Annotated in this window: 13 protein-coding genes and 1 riboswitch; of the genes, 10 read left to right on the top strand and 3 right to left on the bottom strand. The window is 70.7% G+C overall.

Annotated features, from left to right (window positions below; all coding sequences use genetic code 11):
* The first annotated feature begins 1 nt into the window (after position 1).
* The 5 genes from ABZT74_RS07665 (at position 2) to ABZT74_RS07645 (ending at position 6,494) form a co-directional block, all read left to right on the top strand.
* The gene (locus tag ABZT74_RS07665) at positions 2-811 is read left to right on the top strand and encodes a c-type cytochrome (protein ID WP_164373931.1); all 810 of its coding nucleotides are present in this window, start codon (positions 2-4) and stop codon (positions 809-811) included.
* The gene (locus tag ABZT74_RS07660; RefSeq protein WP_355870574.1) at positions 808-1,884 is read left to right on the top strand and encodes a Rieske 2Fe-2S domain-containing protein; all 1,077 of its coding nucleotides are present in this window, start codon (positions 808-810) and stop codon (positions 1,882-1,884) included. The genes ABZT74_RS07665 and ABZT74_RS07660 overlap by 4 nt, the downstream gene beginning before the upstream one ends.
* Positions 1,881-3,518 carry a cytochrome bc complex cytochrome b subunit gene (locus ABZT74_RS07655; protein ID WP_356165711.1) on the top strand — a complete coding sequence of 546 codons (1,638 nt, stop codon included), beginning with the start codon at positions 1,881-1,883 and terminating at the stop codon, positions 3,516-3,518. Before ABZT74_RS07660 ends, ABZT74_RS07655 begins: the two co-directional genes overlap by 4 nt.
* 142 nt (positions 3,519-3,660) lie before the next feature.
* Positions 3,661-4,725: an anthranilate phosphoribosyltransferase gene (trpD, locus tag ABZT74_RS07650; protein WP_356433721.1), complete on the top strand. Its 1,065-nt coding sequence runs from the start codon at positions 3,661-3,663 to the stop codon at positions 4,723-4,725.
* 85 nt (positions 4,726-4,810) lie between these two features.
* Positions 4,811-4,927, top strand: a riboswitch (SAM riboswitch).
* Between the two features lie 187 nt (positions 4,928-5,114).
* On the top strand, positions 5,115-6,494 hold the full coding sequence (locus tag ABZT74_RS07645; RefSeq protein WP_356433720.1) for an aminotransferase class V-fold PLP-dependent enzyme: 1,380 nt from the start codon (positions 5,115-5,117) through the stop codon (positions 6,492-6,494).
* A 40-nt stretch (positions 6,495-6,534) separates the two neighbouring features.
* Here the strand turns inward: ABZT74_RS07645 and ABZT74_RS07640 are convergent, their stop codons facing one another.
* Both ABZT74_RS07640 and ABZT74_RS07635 read right to left on the bottom strand, forming a co-directional pair.
* Entirely contained in the window at positions 6,535-6,816 is a 282-nt protein-coding gene (locus tag ABZT74_RS07640) for an Lrp/AsnC ligand binding domain-containing protein (protein WP_355870585.1), read from the bottom strand.
* Positions 6,817-6,858: 42 nt separating this feature from the next.
* Entirely contained in the window at positions 6,859-7,614 is a 756-nt protein-coding gene (locus ABZT74_RS07635) for a rhomboid family intramembrane serine protease (RefSeq protein ID WP_356165705.1), read from the bottom strand.
* 151 nt (positions 7,615-7,765) lie between these two features.
* Between ABZT74_RS07635 and ABZT74_RS07630 the strand changes: the two genes are divergently transcribed.
* The 5 genes from ABZT74_RS07630 to ABZT74_RS07610 all read left to right on the top strand — a co-directional run bounded on the left by ABZT74_RS07630 (position 7,766) and on the right by ABZT74_RS07610 (position 13,315).
* The gene (locus ABZT74_RS07630; protein ID WP_355870591.1) at positions 7,766-8,005 is read left to right on the top strand and encodes a hypothetical protein; all 240 of its coding nucleotides are present in this window, start codon (positions 7,766-7,768) and stop codon (positions 8,003-8,005) included.
* Between the two features lie 34 nt (positions 8,006-8,039).
* Positions 8,040-9,389, top strand: a complete 1,350-nt coding sequence (locus ABZT74_RS07625) for an NYN domain-containing protein (RefSeq protein ID WP_356165703.1) — start codon at positions 8,040-8,042, stop codon at positions 9,387-9,389.
* A gap of 320 nt (positions 9,390-9,709) precedes the next feature.
* Positions 9,710-10,741: an NlpC/P60 family protein gene (locus ABZT74_RS07620; RefSeq protein WP_355870597.1), complete on the top strand. Its 1,032-nt coding sequence runs from the start codon at positions 9,710-9,712 to the stop codon at positions 10,739-10,741.
* Positions 10,742-10,982: 241 nt separating this feature from the next.
* Entirely contained in the window at positions 10,983-12,005 is a 1,023-nt protein-coding gene (locus ABZT74_RS07615; protein ID WP_356433719.1) for an NlpC/P60 family protein, read from the top strand.
* 110 nt (positions 12,006-12,115) lie between these two features.
* The gene (locus ABZT74_RS07610) at positions 12,116-13,315 is read left to right on the top strand and encodes a hypothetical protein (protein WP_356433718.1); all 1,200 of its coding nucleotides are present in this window, start codon (positions 12,116-12,118) and stop codon (positions 13,313-13,315) included.
* A 59-nt stretch (positions 13,316-13,374) separates the two neighbouring features.
* Here the strand turns inward: ABZT74_RS07610 and ABZT74_RS07605 are convergent, their stop codons facing one another.
* Positions 13,375-14,580 (bottom strand): glycosyltransferase family 87 protein, encoded by a 1,206-nt coding sequence (locus tag ABZT74_RS07605; protein WP_356433717.1) that lies wholly within the window; start codon positions 14,578-14,580, stop codon positions 13,375-13,377.
* Between the last annotated feature and the right edge of the window lie 99 nt (positions 14,581-14,679).

The following is a 14,679-nucleotide window of genomic DNA, read 5'->3' as shown; positions in this document are numbered from 1 at the left end:
CGTGAAAAAGCTCTCCGCACGACGACGCCATCCGCTGGCGGCGGTCGTCGTCCTACTCCTCGCGCTGGCGGCCACCGGGGGGCTGTACGCCGCGTTCGCACCCGCGGGCAAGGCGCAGGCCGATGAAACCGCCCAGTCCCTCGCCATCACCGAGGGCAAGAAGCTGTACGCCGTGGGCTGCGCAAGCTGCCACGGAACCGGCGGTCAGGGCACCTCCGACGGGCCGAGCCTGGTAGGGGTCGGCGCCGCGGCGGTCGACTTCCAGGTCGGCACCGGACGTATGCCGGCCCAGCAGCCCGGCGCGCAGATCCCGAAGAAGAAGGTCATCTACTCGCAGGCCGAGATCGACCAGCTCGCGGCGTTCATCGCCTCGCTCGGCGCCGGTCCTTCGGTCCCGACGAAGAGCCAGGTCAGTCCCGAGGGTGCGGACATCGCCAAGGGTGGCGAACTGTTCCGTACCAACTGCGCTCAGTGCCACAACTTCACCGGCAAGGGCGGCGCGCTGACCCACGGCAAGTTCGCGCCGACTCTTGAGGGTGTCGACCCGAAGCACATCTACGAGGCCATGCAGACGGGCCCGCAGAACATGCCGTCCTTCCCCGACACGACGCTGACGGAGAAGAACAAGAAGGACATCATCGCGTACCTCGACGCGGTCAACGGTGACAACACCGAGAGCCCCGGTGGTCTCGAACTGGGCGGTCTCGGGCCGGTCAGCGAGGGCCTGTTCGGCTGGATCTTCGGACTTGGCACCCTGGTCGCCGTCGCCGTCTGGGTCGCCGCTCGGACCGCAAAGGCCAAGAAGTCATGAGTAGCCAAGACATTCCAGAAGAGAACGTGCCCGCTGAGCGGGCCACCGACGACCACGCCGGTCACGGTCATGCCGCGGTAGCCGTCGCGGACGAGCAGAACCCGTTCGCGGACCCGGGGCTCCCGCCCCACGAGCACCGCGTCCAGGACATCGACGAGCGGGCCGCCAAGCGGTCCGAACGACTTGTCGCTCTGCTGTTCGTGCTGTCGATGCTGGCGACGGTCGCCTTCATCGTCGCGTACGTGGCGATCCCCAACGACAGGTCGATCTACGTCTTCCCGATCGGCCACATCAGCGCGCTGAACTTCACGCTCGGCCTGACGCTCGGCGTCGCGCTGTTCGCGATCGGCGCGGGCGCGGTCCACTGGGCCCGCACCCTGATGTCCGACGTGGAGATCGCCGACGAGCGTCACGCGATCGAGGCGGAGCCCGAGGTCAAGGCCAAGGTCCTGGCCGACTTCAAGCAGGGTGCCAAGGAGTCCGCGCTCGGCCGTCGCAAGCTGATCCGCAACACGATGTTCGGCGCGCTGGCCCTGTTCCCGCTCTCCGGCGTCATGCTGCTGCGCGACCTCGGTCCGCTGCCCGGCACGAAGCTCCGCCACACCCTGTGGTCCAAGGGCAAGCTCCTCGTCAACATGAACACCAACGAGCCGCTCCGTCCCTCGGACGTGGCCGTCGGTTCTCTGACCTTCGTCAAGCCCGAGGGCCTGGAGGAGCACGACGAGGACTTCCAGAAGGAGATCGCCAAGTCGGCCCTGATGATCATCCGGCTCCAGCCGGACAACATCAAGGACAAGCAGGAACTCGAGTGGTCCTACCAGGGCATCGTGGCGTACTCGAAGATCTGCACCCACGTCGGCTGCCCGATCTCCCTGTACGAGCAGCAGACGCACCACGCGCTGTGCCCGTGCCACCAGTCCACCTTCGACCTCTCCGACGGTGCCCGAGTCATCTTCGGCCCGGCCGGTCACCCGCTGCCGCAGCTGCGCATCGGCGTGAACGATGAGGGTTACCTCGAAGCGCTCGGCGACTTCGAAGTGCCCGTCGGTCCTGCATTCTGGGAGCGCGGATGAGTACTGCCAGCACCTCCGACTCGCGCTCGCGCGAGAAGGCGCCCGCCGGTGAGCGGGTCGCCGACTGGGCCGACGGCCGCCTGGGGATCTACTCCCTGGCCAAGGCCAACATGCGCAAGATCTTCCCCGACCACTGGTCGTTCATGCTGGGTGAGATCTGCCTCTACAGCTTCATCATCATCATCCTCACGGGTGTGTACCTGACGCTGTTCTTCCACCCGTCGATGAACGAGGTGGAGTACCACGGCAGCTACGTCCCGCTGCAGGGACAGCTGATGTCCGAGGCGTTCAACTCGACCATGCACATCTCCTTCGATGTGCGCGGTGGTCTTCTGATCCGTCAGATCCACCACTGGGCCGCGCTGATCTTCCTCGCCGGCATGTTCGTGCACATGATGCGCGTGTTCTTCACGGGTGCGTTCCGCAAGCCCCGTGAGGTCAACTGGGTCTTCGGATTCCTGCTGTTCGTCCTCGGCATGTTCACCGGGTTCACCGGTTACTCGCTCCCGGACGACCTGCTCTCCGGTACCGGTGTCCGCTTCATGGAGGGCGCGGTCCTGTCCGTGCCGATCGTCGGCACGTACCTGTCGTTCTTCCTCTTCGGCGGCGAGTTCCCGGGCGGCGACTTCGTGGCCCGCTTCTACTCGGTGCACGTGCTGCTGCTGCCGGGCATCATGCTCGGCCTGGTCGTCGGCCACCTGATCCTGGTCTTCTACCACAAGCACACCCAGTTCGCGGGTCCCGGCAAGACGAACAACAACGTCGTCGGCATGCCGCTGCTGCCGGTCTACATGGCCAAGGCCGGAGGCTTCTTCTTCCTGGTCTTCGGTGTCATCGCGGCCATCGCGGCGATCGCCTCGATCAACCCGATCTGGTCGATGGGCCCGTACCGTCCGGACCAGGTGTCCACGGGCGCCCAGCCCGACTGGTACATGGGCTTCTCCGAGGGCCTGATCCGCGTCATGCCGGGCTGGGAGATCAACCTCTGGGGTCACACGCTCGTCCTGGGCGTGTTCATCCCGCTGGTCATCTTCCCGCTGGTCCTGGTCGCGATCGCGGTCTACCCGTTCATCGAGTCCTGGGTCACCGGCGACAAGCGCGAGCACCACATCCTGGACCGCCCGCGCAACGTCCCGACCCGGACCGCGTTCGGTGCCGCCTGGATCAGCTGGTACTTCGTGCTCCTCGTCGGCGGCGGCAACGACATCTGGGCCACGCACTTCCACCTGGCGATCAACTCGATCACCTGGTTCGTGCGGATCGCCTTCTTCGTCGTGCCGGTGCTCACGTTCCTCGCCACCAAGCGCATCTGCCTCGGCCTCCAGCGCCGGGACCGGGACAAGGTGCTGCACGGCCGCGAGTCGGGCATCATCAAGCGCCTGCCGCACGGTGAGTTCATCGAGGTGCACGAGCCGCTCAGCCAGGACGCGCTGCACACGCTCACCGCGCACGAGCAGTACAAGCCGGCCGAGATCGGCCCGGCGGTCGACGAGAACGGTGTCGAGCGCAAGGTCAACAGCGCGCAGAAGCTGCGCGCCAAGATGAGCAAGGGCTACTACGGGGACGACAACCAGATCCCCAAGCCCACCGTCGAGGAGTACAAGGAGATCACGAGCGGCCACGGCCACCACTGATCCCCCGGTACCCCCGGTTCGCCACGGCAGGAGCCCCGTCCACGGACGGGGCTCTTCGCCGTCTCCGGGGCTGGATAGGGTGGACTCACCCCCGTGCTGCGGGGCGAACCCACTCGCGTGACCCATGAACCCAGGAGCGACCATGAGCGCTGTGAACCCCGCTGGAGGCGACACCGCGGCGGGCCGTTCCTGGCCCGAGGTACTGAACGGTCTCCTCGAAGGCCGCGACCAGAGCGCGGACGACACGGCCTGGGCGATGGACCGCATCATGCGCGGCGAGGCGACCGACGCCCAGATCGCCGGCTTCGTGGTGGCGCTGCGGGCCAAGGGCGAGACCGTCCAGGAGATCTCCGGACTCGTCCGGGCGATGTACGAGCACGCCAACGTGATCGAGGTGCCCGGGCGGACCGTCGACATCGTCGGCACGGGCGGCGACGGCGCGAAGACCGTCAACATCTCCACGATGTCCTCGATCGTGGTGGCCGGCACCGGCGCCAAGGTGGTCAAGCACGGCAACCGCGCCGCGTCCTCCGCGTCCGGCTCCTCGGACGTCCTGGAGAAGCTCGGGGTCAATCTCCAGCTGACGGTCAAGCGCGTCGCGGAGGTGGCCGAGGAGGCCGGGATCACCTTCTGCTTCGCGGTCAAGTTCCACCCGGCGCTGCGCCATGTGGCGGCCGCGCGTGGGCAGCTGGGCATCCGGACGACCTTCAACGTGCTGGGCCCGCTGACGAACCCGGCCCGGGTAAGGGCCCAGGCGGTCGGGGTCGCCGACCCCCGGATGGCGCCCATCGTGGCGGGCGTCTTCGCCGAGCGCGGCAACTCCTCGCTCGTCTTCCGCGGCGACGACGGCCTCGACGAGCTGACCACCACCGCCGGCTCCCGGGTCTGGGTGGTCCGTGACGGCAAGGTCACCGAGGAGCACTTCCATCCCCGTGACGTCGGCCTCGACGTCGTCCCCGTGGAGGCGCTGCGCGGCGCCGACGCGGCGTACAACGCGGAGGTCGCCCGTCGGCTGCTGGACGGCGAGACCGGGCCGGTACGGGACGCCGTGCTGCTGAACGCGGCGGCCGCCCTGGTGGCCCTGACACCGACGGACGCGCCGCTCGCGGACCAGCTCCGAGAGGGGATGGCGAAGGCGGCGGAGGCCATCGACTCCGGGGCGGCGAAGCGCACCCTCGACCGGTGGGTGGCGGCCAGCAACGCCTGAGGTGCCGGTGATGTGACGCGGGGCGCGGTCCAGAATCCGGACCGCGCCTTGCGCGTCGAAGATCTTCTGGCAAGATGCTGTATCAGGTCATGAGCGACAGCCATCAGGCCCCGGCCGGCTGTCCGGCAACCCTCCGTCCGTGGCGGGGTGCCCCGGGTGAGGACCAGGTCGTAGGCAGCGAGGTCTACGGCAAGCGCGGACCCCTCCCACTCTTTCGAGTGGATGCAACCAGGGGTCCTGGTCGTTCGAGGGAGCCTTCTGTGAGCAAGCGAATGCGATAGGGCGCCGAGCCCCGCCTCCGCACACCCTTCTTTCCCCTTCCTGCGCCGAGCGCTGCCTCCGGGCGGCCGGCTCGCGCGGCGATCCCGCCTGCCTCACAGGAGCCCGCCATGTCTGTCACCACCACCACCGCCGCCGACGTCTCGGTCTGTGCCCCGCTGCCCGTCCTGGGCCGGGACGTCACCGTGCCGCTCGTCACCGGCGGCGAGGTCACCTACGCCGCTCTCGACTACGCCGCCAGCGCGCCCGCCCTCCAGCGGGTGTGGGACGACGTCGCCGCGTACGCCCCCTACTACGGCAGCGTCCACCGCGGCGCCGGGTACCTCTCGCAGCTGTCCACCGACCTGTTCGAGAACGCCCGCAGGACCGTCGCCGAGTTCCTCGACTGCCGTACCGACGACCAGGTCGTCTTCACCCGCTCCACCACCGACTCGCTCAACCTGCTCGCCGCCGCGCTCCCGGCCGACTGCCAGGTCTTCGTCTTCGAGACCGAGCACCACGCCTCGCTGCTGCCCTGGCGCGACGCGCAGGTGACGTACCTGAACGCCCCGCGCACCCCCGGCGAAGCCGTCGAGACCCTGGAGCGCGCTCTGGCCGCCCGCGCCGTGTCCGCTGACGGGGGCCACGGGCCGGCCCTCGTCTGCGTCACCGGCGCCTCGAACGTCACGGGGGAGCTGTGGCCGGTGCGGGAGCTCGCCGCCGCCGCGCACGCCCACGGCGCCCGGATCGTCCTCGACGCCGCCCAGCTCGCCCCGCACCACCCGGTGTCGGTCCAGGACCTCGACTGCGACTGGGTCGCCTTCTCCGGGCACAAGCTGTACGCGCCGTTCGGCTCGGGTGTCCTCGCGGGCCGCTCGGACTGGCTGCGCGAGGCCGACCCCTACCTGGCGGGCGGCGGCGCCAGCCGCAAGGTCACCCGGCGCGCGGACGGCGGCGTGGACGTCGAGTGGCACGACAGCGCGGCCCGGCACGAGGCCGGCTCGCCGAACGTGATCGGCGCCTACTCCATCGCCTCGGCCTGCAAGGCGCTCACCGACGAGGGCTTCGACAACCTGCTCGCCCGCGAGCAGCACCTGATCCGCACCGTCCGCGCCGGCGTCGCCGAGGTCCCGGAGGTCCGGATCCTCTCCCTCTTCGGTGACGACGCCCCGCGGGTCGGCGTCCTCTCCTTCGTCGTCGAGGGCTGGAACAGCTCGCACTTCGCGGCGGCACTGTCCGCCGAGTACGGCATCGGCGTCCGCGACGGTCTCTTCTGCGCCCACCCGCTGGTCCGCACGCTGCTCGGCAGCGACCCCGAGACGCAGGGGGAGTGCGGCGCCCCCGAGGCGGCGCCCGGCGAGAAGTCCCTCAACGCCATCCGCGTCAGCTTCGGCGCCGGCACGCCCGACGAGCACGTCGAGCGGTTCGTCAGCGCGGTGCGCGAGCTGGTGCGGGACGGCGCGCGGTGGCAGTACCGCACCCAGGACGGCCGTTGCGTGCCGGCGGTCTAGGAACCCGCGACGGCCCGCCGCGAGGCGGCGTACGCCTCGGTCAGGAGTCGAGACCGATCGCGAACGCCGCCTCGAGGTCGTGCTGGGAGTACGTACGGAACGCCACGTGCGTGTCCGTCGCCTCGACGCCCGGGATCTTGCTGATGCTGCCGGGGATGACGTCCGCGAGGTCGTCGTGGGCCTTGACCCGGACCATGGCGATCAGGTCGTAGGTGCCGGTGACGGAGAAGACCTCGCTGACGCTCTCCAGCGACGCGATCGACTCGGCGATCTCGGGGATCCGGTCCACGCTGGTCTTGATGAGGACGATCGCGGTGATCACGGCTGGTTCTCTCCCTAGGGGGCCACTGCTGGGGATCTCACCCTACTCGCGCTCCATCCGGCCCCGTCCGTCCGGCGGGGCGCCGAGCGGGGCCCCCGTCACGGGTGCGACGGTGCCGCGGCGCCCGAACCGTACCCACGCGTAGACGAAGCCCAGCGAGAAGCCCACCAGGTGCGCCAGGTAGGCGACGCCGGGGCCCGACTCGCTCTGGCCCGCCGCCAGCCACTGCAGGGTGAACCAGAACGGCAGCACCACCCAGGCCGGGAAGCGCAGCGGCAGGAAGAACAGGAACGGGAAGAGACTGGTCACCCTGGCCTTGGGGAACAGGTACAGGAACGCGCCGAGCACCGCGGAGATCGCCCCGGACGCCCCCACCAGGGACTGTTCCGAGGACGTGTTGGCGGCCGCGTAGCCGAGCAGGGCCAGGTATCCGCACCCGAGGTAGAACAGCGCGAACTCCACATGGCCCATGCGTTCCTCGGTCAGCAGTCCGAAGACGTAGAAGAAGAGCATGTTGCCCAGGAGGTGGAGCCAGCTGCCGTGGATGAACAGGGCGGTGGCCGGGGTGAGCATCTCGCGGGGTGGCCCGCCGAACAGATCGGCCGGTACCACGCCCCAGCGCCGGAAGTACGCCCGCTGGACGGCCAGCAGTTCGTCCCCGGTGCCGTACACGGGATCGAGGCCCGAGGCGGGACCGATGACGAAGATCAGACAGCACAGGACGATCAGCCCGTACGTCACCGGTGCCGACTGGGACCGCACCGCTCTGCCGATTGCCGTACTCCAATTGCCGATCATGGTGCAGAGCATGACGTACCGGACGGATCGGCACAGACAGCCTCGCCGCCGTGGACGGCCGAGCGTCGACTACCCGCCAGGCCGTAGGGTTACGAGCCACATGTACCGGGAGACCGGTTCCGGACGGACACTAGAAGGAAGCGACTGCCCTATGACGGTTCCCCTGCCGGACGCCAAGACGCGCTGGCGCTGCTCGCTCTGCGGCAACCTCACGCGGTTCGACGTCACCCGCTCCTCGAAGGTCGTCGAGTACCTGCACCTCGACCTCGCCGGTGAGCCGAAGGTCGAGGAGCGTGAGGTGGTCAGTGAGACCATCGAGTCGGTGCGGTGCCGCTGGTGCAACGCGGTGGATCAGGTCGAACTCGTGGACAGGCCGGGCGCCGGCTCCTGAGGGAGCGGGCCCCGCACGGATATTGGGGTGACGGATGATGGAGACCACAGGCGGGGAGCCGGACGACGGCACCGCCGAGGTGCTCGATCGTCCGCTGCCGGACGGCGTGCGCCGACGCGTCGTGCAGATCGTCTCGGACGGCTTCGGCGGACTGACGCTGGCCGAACTGCCCGCGCAGCTGCGGCAGTACGCCCGTTTCGCGCCGAACCGGCGGGCCAAGTTCGCCGGCAACGCCATGGCGGCGGCGCTGGAGACGGACCCGCTGTTCAGACAGCGCATCGCCGAGAAGCTGAGAGAGACGCAGCCCGAGCTGACCGCGGCCCTCGACTCGGCCGCGCCGCCCCCGGCCGCGGACCCGCTGGACGTGGCGGCCGCGGCCTACGTTCTGCGCCCCGCGGGCTGGGTGAAACTGGTGACCGCCGCGGGCGAGGAGGCCCTGCGGGCGGACGCCGAGCGAGCCGACGAGGAGAGCCGGGCCGAGCTGGAGCGGCTGCGCGGGGAACTCGCGGCGGCGCGCGGCCAGATCAGGACCGAGACCGATCGGCTGCGCTCGGAACTGGACACGGCGCGCAAGGAAGCGGAATCGCTTCACCGCAAGCTGCGCGGGGCCCTCAGTGACGTGAAGCGCGGCGAGGCCGCGCTGCGCAAGCTCCAGGCCGAGACGGATGCGGCGCGGGCGGAGAGTCAGGCCCAGGTGTCCGCGGCCGAGAGCGAGGGCCGGCGCCTCAAGGCGCGCCTCACCGAGGCCGAGGCGGCCCTGGAGGCCGGCCGCAAGGCCGCGCGCGAGGGGCGCAGCGTCGAGGACATGCGGCTGCGGCTGCTGCTGGACACCGTGCTGGACGCGGCTCAGGGCCTGCGTCGCGAACTGGCGCTGCCGCCCGTCTCGGTGCGGCCCGCGGAGACGGTGGAGGCGGTCGAGCCGGGGCGGATGACGCCCAAGGACATCGCGACCCGCGCCCTGTCGGAGAACGACCCCGCGATCCTGGACCAGCTGCTCGCGCTGCCCCAGGCGCATCTGGTCGTCGACGGCTACAACGTCACCAAGACCGGCTATCCCCAGATGCCGCTGGAGAAGCAGCGGCTCAGGCTGCTCGGGCAGCTCTCCCAGCTGGCCGCGCAGACCGGCGCCGAGGTCACGTGTGTCTTCGACGGGGCCGAGCTGGCCGCGCCGGTGCTGCTCGCGCCGCCGCGCGGGGTGCGGGTGCTGTTCTCCAAGCCGGGGGTCACCGCCGACGAGGTGATCCGCCAGCTGGTGCGGGCCGAGCCGCCGGGCCGGCCGGTCATCGTCGCCTCGACCGACCGTGAGGTGGCCGACGGCATCGCCAAGGCGGGCGCCCGGCCGGTGGCCTCCGCGGTCCTGCTGAAGCGCTTCACGCGCGGCTGAGACAGCGCTCCGCCGATCTGGGGTGTACGTCGCAAGAGCAACCTACGCACCATGAGTAACCTATGGGCCTCATGCCCGAATTGGTCCGGTGTTCACGCGACGTAGTGTCAAGCGGACATCACTGCACGTGAGTTGATTGCAAAGAATGCGCTCCGTGACAAAGAATTTTCAGGTTTGGATTTGAACTGATCACAAGAAGGTCACTAGGGTCATGCCTCGAACCTCCAACTAGGGTGATCGCTCATCAGGAGTGACGGTGGAGGGGCACCGCCCGTCGGCGTGACGCGGCAGGCGGCTGGAGGAAGAAGGAGCTCGCCTTCGTGGCGTCCCACCGTCGACCCAAGCAGCCGAGCCGCACCCGTGTGACCGTGCTCACCACCGCGGCCGCAGCCGCCGTTGCCCTGAGTGCCAACGTCGCCAATGCCGCGCCGTCCGAGAAGCCCAGCAAGGACGAGGTCAAGGCGAAGGTCGACAAGCTCTACGAAGAGGCCGAGAAGGCCACGGAGAAGCTCGACGGCGCCAAGGAGAAGCAGGAGAAGCTCCAGAAGGAGATCAGCTCCCTCCAGGACAACGTCGCCCGCGGACAGGAAGACCTCAACAACCTGCGGGACGGCCTCGGCACGATGGCCAGCGCCCAGTACCGCACCGGCGGCATCGACCCGTCCGTGGCGCTCTTCCTCTCCTCCGACCCGGACAGCTACCTGGACAAGGCCTCGGCCATGGACCAGTTGAGCGCCCAGCAGGTCGAGTCGCTCAAGAAGGTCCAGGAGAAGCAGCGTTCGCTCGCCCAGCAGCGCTCCGAGGCCTCCGAGAAGCTCAAGGACCTCGCCGACACCCGGACCGAGCTCGCGAAGAAGAAGAAGGAAGTCCAGGGCAAGCTGGGCGAGGCCCAGAAGCTGCTGAACTCGCTGACGGCCAAGGAGAAGGCCGCGCTCGCCGCGAAGGAGCAGGAGCGCGCCACCCGCGCCACCGAGCGCGTCAACCTCGGCACCAGCAAGGGCTCCGGCCGTGCCGGCGCCGCGTTCGCCGCCGCCCAGGGCGCCATCGGATCGCCGTACGTCTACGGCGCCTCCGGCCCCAGCTCCTTCGACTGCTCCGGCCTCACCTCCTGGGCCTACGCCCAGGCCGGTGTCTCGATACCGCGTACCTCCGAGGCGCAGGCCAACGCCGGCACCCGGATCTACTCGCAGAGCGATCTCCAGGTCGGTGACCTGGTCATCTTCTACGGCGACTTCCACCACGTCGGTCTCTACGCGGGCGGCGGCCAGGTGCTGCACGCCCCGCACACCGGCGCGGTCGTCCGCTACGAGGCGATCGGCAACATGCCCTTCCAGTTCGGCGTCCGGATCTGATCCGGACGGGCGGTCCGGAGCCTGCCTCCGCCGCCTGACGGGACCCCTCGCCACGCCGCCCAAACGGGCGAATTGCGACAACTCCCGCTGACCCCACGCCCCGTCGGTGACCTGCGTCTCCGGCGGGGCGTCACTGTGTGTGCCCGCGGAGGTCTTTGGCCGGTGTGTGGTCGCACGGCTACTGTCTGGCGCGTTTCCCCCAACAGCGGGGGACCGTCAGCGGAAGGGAGAGCGGCCACCCGTGGGGTTCCATCGCCGCCTTGCACCGACCGGCTTCGACCGGGGCGCCGGCGCCTTCGGCATCGCCGCCTGCGTGATGTCCGCGGCGGCAGCCGCACTCGGTACCCTGCCCGCCTCCGCGGCACCGCAGGACGACACCCGCGCCGAGGTGGACCGCCTGTACACCCAGGCGGAGAAGGCCACCGAGGCGTTCAACAAGGCCGACGAACGCGCCGACACCCTGCGCCGGCAGATCGGCACCGCGCAGGACGAGATCGCCCGGCAGCAGGACCGCATCAACACCATGCGGGAGGCGCTCGGTTCGCTCGCCGGCGCCCAGTACCGCTCCGGCGGCATCGACCCCTCCCTCGCGCTGCTCTTCTCCGACGATCCGGCCGACTACCTCGACAAGGCCGCCGCCCTGGACCGCATCACCTCGCACCAGGCCGGTGAACTCAGGGACCTCCAGGCCGCGATGCGCGACCTCTCCCAGAAACGCGAGGAGGCCGGCGGGAAACTCGCCGAGCTGGAGACCAGCCGCAAGGCCGTCGCCCAGAACAAGCGCACCGTCGAGCGGAAGCTCGCCAAGGCCCGCCGGCTGCTCAACTCGCTTCCCGACGCCGACCGCGCCGCCTACGACCGCGCCTCGCGCTCGACGCGCGCGGACCTGCCCGGCTTCGGGAGCGACGCTCCGTCCTCGGGTCGCGCGGCCGCCGCCGTCGCCGCCGCCCGCTCGGCCCTCGGCCGCCCGTACGTCTGGGGCGCCAACGGTCCGGGCGGCTTCGACTGTTCGGGCCTCATGCAGTGGTCCTACGCGCGGGCCGGCGTCGGTCTGCCGCGCACTTCGCAGGCCCAGCGGTACGCCGGACGGCAGGTGCCGCTGTCCCAGGCGCAGCCCGGCGACCTCGTCACCTACCGCTCCGACGCCAGTCACGTCGGGATGTACGTGGGCAACGGCCAGGTGATCCACGCGCCCTACCCGGGAGCCCCGGTGCGCTACGACCCGGTCGGGATGATGCCGATCTCGTCCGTCACCCGGCCGTGACGGACGCGCGGCCGGACCGGGGCCCGTGACGCGGACCGGGGCCCGGGCCGCGTCACGGGCCCCGGGTCACGGACCAGGCCGAACGGCGCGCGCACCGTACGATCGTCGACGTGGCTGGTCGAAGGCGTGCGTCGCGAGCGGGGCTCTCCCTGGTGCTGCTGCTCGCCGTGCTCGTCGGCTGCTCCGGTGGGCCGTCCTCCGACACGGCGTCCGCGGCGGCGGTGCAGCGTGTCCTCGACCGGCGTGCCGCCGCGGTCCTGGACGGGGACGTGTCCGCGTACCGGGCCACGGGTGACCCGTCGGCCGCCTCCGACGAGTTCGCCAACCTGCGCGAGGTGCCGCTCGCGGCCTGGTCCTACCGCCTGGACCGGCTGAGCGTCTCCGGCCGCACGGCCACGGCCCGCGTCCAGCTCCGCTACCGCATCGAGGGCTACGACACGGCACCGGTCACCGCCGGCCGCACCCTGGGCCTGACCCGCACGGCCGGGGCCTGGCGCGTCGACTCGGACGAGCCGACGGGCAGGAGCGGCCGCCAGCTGTGGGAGCAGGGGGCCGTGACGGTCGCACGGGGGGACCACAGCCTCGTGCTCGGGGTCGGCCAGTCCGGTGAGCGGCTGCGTTCCTTCGCCGCCCTCGCGGACCACGCGGTGCCCGCCGTGTCGCGGGCGTGGGGCCCCGACTGGGCGGGGCACGTCGTCGTCCTCGTACCGAAGTCGCTGGACGGGATGGCGGGGCTGCTCGGGGCTCCGGCGGCCGGGTACCGGGGGATCGCGGCGGTCACCACCGGGGAGGTGGGAGGTTCGGCCGAGGCGCCCGCGGACCGGATCATCGTCAACCCGGACGCGTACGGCGTCCTCGGCGACTTCGGCAAGCAGGTCGTGCTCACCCACGAGAGCACCCATGTCGCGACCCGCGCCCACACCACGGCCGCGACCCCGCTGTGGCTCTCCGAGGGATACGCGGACTGGGTCGGCTACCGGGAGAGCGGGCGCCCGCCCGGGCAGATCGCCTCCGAGCTCCAGCGCGCCGTGACGGACGGGCACCTGCCGGCCGCCCTGCCCGACGACAAGGACTTCGGGTTCACCGGCGACGCGACCGCGCTCGCGCAGGCCTACGAGGGCGGCTGGATGGCCTGCCGGCTGATCGCCGGGCACTGGGGCGAGGCCGACCTGAACGCCTTCTACCGGGCCGTGGGCGACCACCGGAAACGCCCGGGTGCCGTCGAGGACGCGCTGCGGGACGTGCTGCACACGACGCCGGAGGGGTTCACGCGGCAGTGGCGGGACTACCTCAGGGAGCAACTGGGCTGACGGGCACGGCCGTTCGTGGACCGAGCCGCTCGATCGCCGTGGGCGGGGCGGGCGGCGGGTCAGGAGGAGGCCAGGGGCTCCCTGGTAGGGACCGCCTGAGCGGGGAGGTCCGGCGTCGGCCCGGAGACCGTGCCGCGCCACAGCGACCTGGCCGCGAGGAGCGAGGCGGCCACCAGCAGGCCGTTGCGGACGACCAGCAGGGTGATGCCGAGCGTGTCGCTGGCCACGACGTCCGCGAAGTAGACCGGGAACTCCAGCACCGTCACGAAGCACGCGATCAGCACCAGGGCCGCGGGCAGCGCCATCCGGCTCGCGCGAAAGCACAGGCAGACCGCGGCGAGCCCGACCAGCCACACCATGTACTGCGGGCTGATGACCCGGCTGGTCGCGGTGAACATCAGCACGGCCACGAACGCGGCGTCGGCGAGCGTGTGCGGAAGGAACCGCCTGGCGCTCAGCCGCCACAGCAGCAGCCAGCCGAACGCGAGCGCGGTCAGCACCAGCGCCGCCGTGCTCACGAGGTCGACGTGCGGGCCGAGGAACTCCACCGAGCCGTAGTTGAGCAGCACCTGACCGTTCCAGCCGTGGTGCCGGGCCACATGGAAGACGAGGGAGCCGAGCGACTCCACCTCGGTGCCGCGGTCGCGCTGGAAGGTCAGGAAGGCGAACGCGCCCGGCATCGTCATCCAGAACACCGCCGCGATCAGGGCCGCCGTCACCGCGGCGGACACCCAGGCCCGCCGCCGCACGGCTCCGACCAGCAGCAGTACCGGCCACACCTTCACCATCGCGCCGAAGGCCACGAGCGCCCCCATCACCCGCGGGTGCCGCACCCCGGCCAGCAGCGCGGCGACCGCGACGGCCGTCACCATCAGGTCGTAGCGGGCGTACACGGTCGGGCCGAGCAGCGGTACGCCGATCACCCACACCCAGGTACCGCGCCGCGTACTGCCGGGGCGCGAACCCGCGTACAGGAGGAGCCCGAACACCACCAGGTCGGCGACGAAGGCCAGCACGAAGAAGGCGTGCGGATAGTCCAGGAACGGCAGCAGGCCGGGGGAGAGGATCGCGAGGGCGGCGGCCGGCGGATACTGCCAGGTGACGTCCTGACGCGGGAAGGAACCGTGCCGCAGGACGTCGTACCAGCCCTGGTAGATCACCGACACGTCACTCGTGACGTCCGGGCCGGGGAAGACGTACGCCTTGGTCACGAAGAGCAGCAGCAGCACCCTGGTCAGAGCCCAGACGCCGAGCAGGGCGGTCATGCCCCACGCGACCCTCGCGCGACTGGCCCCCGTCATGCCCACCTGGCCCTCTTCGTCCGGAATCCGTGTGCGTCGCCGCCGTGCTTGGAGGAGTCAGGG

The sequence above is a fragment of the Streptomyces sp. NPDC005302 genome, assembly GCF_040607345.1.
Classification (GTDB): Bacteria; Actinomycetota; Actinomycetes; order Streptomycetales; family Streptomycetaceae; genus Streptomyces.
Note: the sequence above shows the minus strand (reverse complement) of the source record. Positions and strands in the feature narration are given on the sequence as shown.